Raw genomic sequence first — 5533 nt, forward strand, 5'->3', positions numbered from 1 at the left:
CTCTTAATTGCGTTGAAAACTCTGTTAAGGTTATTTAAAATCTCGAATAATTTTTATTTTGATTTTAAACAAACAAAACCAAGAGAAACAATGCAATGAAAACATTCACACTCGCTATTTTGCCTTTGGCGTTAATTAGTGCATTCTCACACGCAGCTGAAGAGAAAGCTGTTGAACAGGCTGAAGTCGATACCGTTTACGTTACTGCCGAGAAGCAGTTGCAACAGTCGCTCGGCGTATCGCGTATTTCTAAAGACGACATCGACAAACGCCCTGTAGCCAATGATATTTCCGAATTTGTCCGTACCATGCCGGGTGTCAACCTGACCGGCAATACGGCAACAGGTCAGCGTGGCAACAAACGCCAAATCGACTTGCGCGGTATGGGCCCTGAAAACACTTTGATTTTGATTGACGGCAAGCCGGTTAATTCACGCCAGTCCGAGCGTATCAGTATGCGCGGTGAACGCAATACGCGTGGCGACAGCAACTGGGTGCCGGTTGAAGAAATCGAATCCATTACCGTCTTGCGCGGTCCGGCGGCAACCCGTTACGGCTCCGGCGCGATGGGCGGCGTGGTCAATATTGTTACCAAAAAAGTGTCTAAAGAATTTAAAGGCCAAGTCAATCTTTACGCCAATCAGCCGCAAGACAGCAAAGAGGGCGCAACCCGCCGTATCGGCTTTAATTTGAGCGGCCCTATTATCCAAGATACTTTGGGCTTCCGCATTTACGGCAATTTCAACAAAACCGATGCTGACTCCACTGACATCAACCGCGATTCCATCACCACCGTTACCACGCAAAACGGCCCGATACGGGAACGCGGACGTGTCGTTGTTCCTGCCGGACAAACACGCACCGTTAACAACACCACCTATGGAGCGGCAGGGGTGGAAGGCGTGAAGAACAAAGACATAGCCGGCCGCCTACAATGGAAAATCAGTCCGTCACAAACCCTGATTTTAGACAGTAGCTACAGCCGTCAGGGCAATATCTACAACGGCGATTCGCAAAACTCTAATGCCACCAATACACGGACCGTCATCACCGATACTGCCACAGGCGCGGTGATTTCCGACACCGAATCGACCCTGCGAGAAATCTACCAGAGCGGCATTAAGGAAACTGCTCGCTTATACCGTTCCGCTTATTCTTTAACGCATGATGGCGCATGGGAATGGGGCGATACCAAAAACGTGATCAGTTATGAGCGTACAGTCAACAGCCACTTACCTGAAGGTTTGGCAGGTGGTCCGGAAGGCAGCTATACAGGCTTAGATTTTGTTCAAAGCCGTCTGAAAAACCTGCGTTTCAGCAGCGAAGCCAATATTCCGTTCAAACTTGGTGTCGATAATGTGTTGACGGTCGGTGCGGAATTTACTGACAGTAAGTTGGATGATCCTGCTTCTAATACTCAGGGATTTAAAGACCAAGGCCAAACCGATGCGTTTAACGGTATCTCCGCAATGCGCGGCGGCAAGGCTTCGCAACGCAATTGGGCGGCCTACGTTGAAGACAATATTTCGTTGACCGACAAAACCCATCTGATTCCGGCCATCCGCTTCGACCACAACAGCGACAGTGGCAGCAACTGGAGTCCTGCTTTGAACTTCTCGCATCAAATCGGCGAAAACTGGTTGGTTAAAGGCGGTGTTGCCCGTGCGTACAAAGCACCAAACCTGTATCAAACCAATCCTGACTTTATTCTGTACACACGCGGTCAGGGCTGTCCGCTCAATGCGCCGAACAGCGTGCGTTGCTACTATATGGGCAACAGTAATTTGAAACCTGAAACCAGTATCAATAAAGAGATTGGCCTTGAGTTCACCAAAAACGGCTGGCAGGCTTCAGCGACTTATTTCCATAATGCGTACCGCAATAAAATCGTAATTGGCGACCAACTTATTGCCACCAGCAATATCGGCAACTGGCTCTTGCAATGGGAAAATACGCCGAAAGCGACTATTTCGGGTATCGAAGGCAACTTGGTGATTCCGTTGCATGACACACTCAAGTGGAGCAACAATTTCACTTACATGCACAAATCCGAAGATTATCAAGGCAATCCATTGTCTTTGGTGCCGAAACACACCATCAACAGCACATTGTCTTGGACGCCGAACGAACGCTTCGATGCTAACTTGACCTTTACCCACTACGGCCGTACTAAACCGCGCGGCGTAGCGATTAATAGGCTGGAACGAGACGGTAATCCAGGTGCAGGTATTACTCCTTTAACTTCCGAACATAACCAAACCCAAGTCGGCTCTTACGGCATTTGGGGCATCAACGCAGGCTACAACTGGAACAAACGCGTGGCCGTCCGTGGCGGTATCAGCAATCTGTTTGACAAAAAACTGTACCGCACAACTGCCGGCGCACAAACTTACAACGAGCATGGTCGTGCCTTCTACGGCAGTTTGAAAGTATCGTTTTAAGTAGAAGCGTATTAAATCAGGCCGTCTGAAACGGTGTGAAATGAAATCTAAGATTTCTGACACATGGTTTCAGACGGCCTTTTCGATTTTAAATTTAGAAGTATTTGTTGTTACGGAATTTGCTTCACTTTTTTAAAAAGTAAAAAGGGCGACACTCGCCGCCCTGAGAATACAAACTGCTTATTCGACCCAAGTCACCATTTCTTCAATCGGTTTGCGTGATTTTTTGGTGATTTCTTTGGCACGATAGCCGAATGTTGCCGCTACGGATACGCCCCATTCATTGGCATCAAACAGGCCTTCTGCCACCAATACTTCGTTCATTTTGTCGTAGTTGAAGCCTTCGATTGGGCAGGAATCGATGCCGATGGCGGCTGCACCTGTGAGCATGTTGGCCAAAGCGATATAGGTCTGCTTGCCGCTCCAGTCGAAGAGTGCGCGTTGGTCGTCGGCAATTTTAATATCGGTTTCTTGGAAGCTTTTGTATCTTGCCAACGCTTTTTCCAGCTGCTCTCCTTGCAGACCCCTGCGTTCGGCAGCACTGTGGAAGAACGGGGTATCGTAACGGGCATTTTTCTTGGCAAGGATAATCACCAGATGGCTGCAGTCGTCCAGTTGGAATTGCATCCCCCAGCTGAAAGGCTTGATTTTCTCACGCAGCGCTTTGTTTTGAATCACCAAGAATTTCCATGGCTCGGAGCCGACAGAGCTGGGCGAGAGGCGGGCAAATTCTAAAATTGCTGCAAAATCTTCTTGGCTGATTTTTTTGTTGGGATCGTAATAACGGGTGGCGCGGCGATTTTCGAATACTTGCAGCATTTGTTCGCGTGTAATTTGATTCATCTGGCTTTCCTAATAAATGAAGATGTTAGTCCAATATCCGGTTCCTTTTGAGTTATCATTACCGGCATAACCTTAAGGAGGAAACAGGCTGGGACAACACCATGTTAAATCAAACCTGACGGTCAGGCTATCTTTAAATTCTGAATTTCGCAAAAAAAATTCGATAAATATCAATATCAATACGAAAAGGCCGTCTGAAACTTTAAACGTTAAAGTTTCAGACGGCCTTTGATTTCAAATCCTGATTACAGATGAGGATTCATCAGGTTTTCTGGAGAGAGGATGCGGTTGAGTTCTTCTTCGCTCAACAGACCGCGCTCCAGTACGACTTCGCGCACGCCTTTGCCGGTTTGGGCGCAGATTTTGCCGACCAAGTCGCCATTGCGGTGGCCGATGTATGGGTTCAGATAAGTGACCAAACCGATGGAGTTGAAGACGTAGTGTTCGCAGATTTCGCGGTTGACCGTAATGCCTTTGACGCATTTGTCGGACAGGTTGACCGCGGCGTTGCCCAAGAGGGAAATGGTTTCAAACATACATTGGGCGATTACCGGCTCCATAACGTTCAGCTGCAACTGACCTGCTTCGGCTGCGAAAGTGATGGTGGTGTCGTTGCCGATAACTTTGAAGCAGACTTGGTTGACGACTTCAGGAATCACGGGATTGACTTTGGCGGGCATGATGGAAGAACCGGCCTGCAATTCAGGCAGGTTGATTTCTTTCAAACCGGCGCGCGGACCGGAAGAAAGCAGGCGCAAGTCGTTACAGATTTTGGACAGTTTGACGGCTGTGCGTTTCAATGCACCGTGTACCATCACATATGCGCCGCAGTCGGAGGTTGCTTCGATCAGGTTTTCAGTCAGTTTGCAAGGCAGGCCGCTGACTTCGGAAAGTTTCTCAACAACCAAAGCCGCATAGCCTTTAGGTGTATTCACGCCCGTACCGATGGCGGTGGCGCCGAGGTTGACTTCAAGCAGCAGGGAGCGGGTACGGTCGAGGTTGAGGATTTCTTCTTCCAACAACACTTGGAAAGATTGGAATTCTTGACCGGCAGTCATTGGTACGGCATCTTGAAGCTGGGTGCGGCCCATTTTCAAAACGTCTTTAAATTCTTCGGCTTTGGCGGCAAAGGCGTTTTTTAGGATGGCCAGTTTGTCGAGCAATTCGCCGATGCTGTAATACACGGCGAGGCGGAAGCCGGTAGGGTAGGCGTCGTTGGTGGATTGGCTGGCGTTGACATGGTCCATCGGATTGACGATGTCGTAGTGGCCTTTTTCGTGACCCAAGACTTCCAATGCGAGGTTGGCAATGACTTCGTTGGTATTCATATTGACCGAAGTACCGGCGCCGCCTTGATAAACGTCGGACGGGAATTGGTCGAGGCAACGGCCTTTGACCAATACTTCATCACAGGCTTTTTCGATGGCGGCCGCGATTTCCGGCTTGATGGCACCCAATGCGCCGTTGGCTTGCGCAGTGGCTTTTTTAACCATGACCATGCTGCGGACAAATTGCGGTACGTCGGAAATTTTTTGTGTGGAAATTTTAAAGTTTTCAATGGCGCGCAAAGTATGGATGCCCCAATATACTTCAGCAGGGATCTCGCGGTCGCCCAGTAAATCATGTTCGATTCGTACAGTCATTTCTCTTACCTTCTCGTATAGTTGTGTTGGTGTGCATTATGCGTTTGGAACATTAGCCCAGTTCGGCAAGATTGTCCAGTCTATAAGGCTTAATCGTCAGGATGAAAGCGCGCCGCTTCGCGTTCCTTGGCAACCGTATCTTTGTCTTTCAGCTTCGCGCCCAGACCCAACATTTTTTCGTATTCGGATTGCGGCGTGCCGTCTTCCTGCATACCGAACGCGCTGGCATTGACCCAGAGGGCGAGTAGGGAAACGATAATGGCGAAAAAGCCGACGATATACCAAAACATTTTTTTCTTCCTTGTGTGTCTGCGGGTGCAGATTGTTGTGGTTTGTAAAGATGTGAATGTAGCACAAACGCGGTTGGGTTTAAATTCTTCTCCCGCATCCTTTCATTGATTTACCTGTAAGTGTTTAGAAAGGAAAAGGCCGTCTGAAAAGTCTTACTTTTCAGACGGCCTCGGAGGCTTTGTCGGGAAGATTAGCCGCCGCATGCGCCGCAGCAACCGCCTTCGCTGTGACCGCCGCGTTTTTCTTCATTGTTGATAACGGGCAGCTCGGTTTCTTCGGTTTGCTCTTTTTTATCTTCAGGCAAATCGTTTACTT

General features: G+C 48.8%; 4 protein-coding genes. 1 reads left to right on the forward strand and 3 read right to left on the reverse strand.

The window, feature by feature from the left end; all coding sequences use genetic code 11:
* Positions 1 to 95: 95 nt before the first annotated feature.
* The gene (locus ACTHUT_RS13285; RefSeq protein ID WP_440418880.1) at positions 96 to 2441 is read left to right on the forward strand and encodes a FepA family TonB-dependent siderophore receptor; all 2346 of its coding nucleotides are present in this window, start codon (positions 96 to 98) and stop codon (positions 2439 to 2441) included.
* A 180-nt stretch (positions 2442 to 2621) separates the two neighbouring features.
* Here the strand turns inward: ACTHUT_RS13285 and ACTHUT_RS13290 are convergent, their stop codons facing one another.
* The 3 genes from ACTHUT_RS13290 to ACTHUT_RS13300 all read right to left on the reverse strand — a co-directional run bounded on the left by ACTHUT_RS13290 (position 2622) and on the right by ACTHUT_RS13300 (position 5217).
* Positions 2622 to 3284, reverse strand: coding sequence for an NAD(P)H-dependent oxidoreductase (locus tag ACTHUT_RS13290; RefSeq protein ID WP_440418881.1), 663 nt, complete (start codon positions 3282 to 3284; stop codon positions 2622 to 2624).
* A 245-nt stretch (positions 3285 to 3529) separates the two neighbouring features.
* Positions 3530 to 4927 carry an aspartate ammonia-lyase gene (gene aspA, locus ACTHUT_RS13295; protein WP_070461690.1) on the reverse strand — a complete coding sequence of 466 codons (1398 nt, stop codon included), beginning with the start codon at positions 4925 to 4927 and terminating at the stop codon, positions 3530 to 3532.
* Between the two features lie 89 nt (positions 4928 to 5016).
* Positions 5017 to 5217 carry a hypothetical protein gene (locus ACTHUT_RS13300; protein ID WP_003685538.1) on the reverse strand — a complete coding sequence of 67 codons (201 nt, stop codon included), beginning with the start codon at positions 5215 to 5217 and terminating at the stop codon, positions 5017 to 5019.
* Between the last annotated feature and the right edge of the window lie 316 nt (positions 5218 to 5533).

Source organism: Neisseria sp. P0022.S010 (assembly GCF_051956635.1).

Excerpts from the sequence above, each read along its gene's own strand:
- ACTHUT_RS13285 (WP_440418880.1), top strand. The coding sequence starts at position 96 with ATGAAAACATTCACACTCGCTATTTTGCCTTTGGCGTTAATTAGTGCA.
- ACTHUT_RS13290 (WP_440418881.1), bottom strand. The coding sequence starts at position 3,284 with ATGAATCAAATTACACGCGAACAAATGCTGCAAGTATTCGAAAATCGC.
- aspA (WP_070461690.1), bottom strand. The coding sequence starts at position 4,927 with ATGACTGTACGAATCGAACATGATTTACTGGGCGACCGCGAGATCCCT.
- ACTHUT_RS13300 (WP_003685538.1), bottom strand. The coding sequence starts at position 5,217 with ATGTTTTGGTATATCGTCGGCTTTTTCGCCATTATCGTTTCCCTACTC.